This is a genomic window from Clostridium sp. AM43-3BH (genome assembly GCF_003479985.1).
In the GTDB taxonomy this organism is placed as follows: domain Bacteria; phylum Bacillota; class Clostridia; order Lachnospirales; family Lachnospiraceae; genus Otoolea; species Otoolea fessa.
Genome location: NZ_QUIH01000019.1, coordinates 1 through 238, shown reverse-complemented (window position 1 = coordinate 238; position 238 = coordinate 1). Strand labels below are relative to the sequence as shown.

Genomic DNA, 238 nt, shown 5'->3' with positions numbered 1-238 from the left:
ACAATATGCCGAGAATGAGCAAAAAGAGGAAGCATGAGCTTTCTTTTTACCTCAATGACCGGGGGCGTGTCACTTACAACGAATTATGCCGGAAATGCCAGCATGGGTGCAAGCAGAGCTTCCGGGCGGTTGTGATTGACTGCCCCCGTTATTTATCCAAACGATCAAAGAAAAAGGAGGAACACACCGAATGAATTTTGAATTTATGACGATAGACACACCATTGCCGCCCTGTATG

Annotated in this window: 1 protein-coding gene; it reads left to right on the top strand. The window is 46.2% G+C overall.

Annotated elements, in window-relative coordinates; genetic code table 11:
- The first annotated feature begins 5 nt into the window (after window positions 1–5).
- Window positions 6–194 (top strand): hypothetical protein, encoded by a 189-nt coding sequence (locus tag DW931_RS15725; RefSeq protein WP_054328105.1) that lies wholly within the window; start codon window positions 6–8, stop codon window positions 192–194.
- Window positions 195–238 lie beyond the last annotated feature (44 nt).

Excerpts from the sequence above, each read along its gene's own strand:
- DW931_RS15725 (WP_054328105.1), top strand. The coding sequence starts at position 6 with ATGCCGAGAATGAGCAAAAAGAGGAAGCATGAGCTTTCTTTTTACCTC.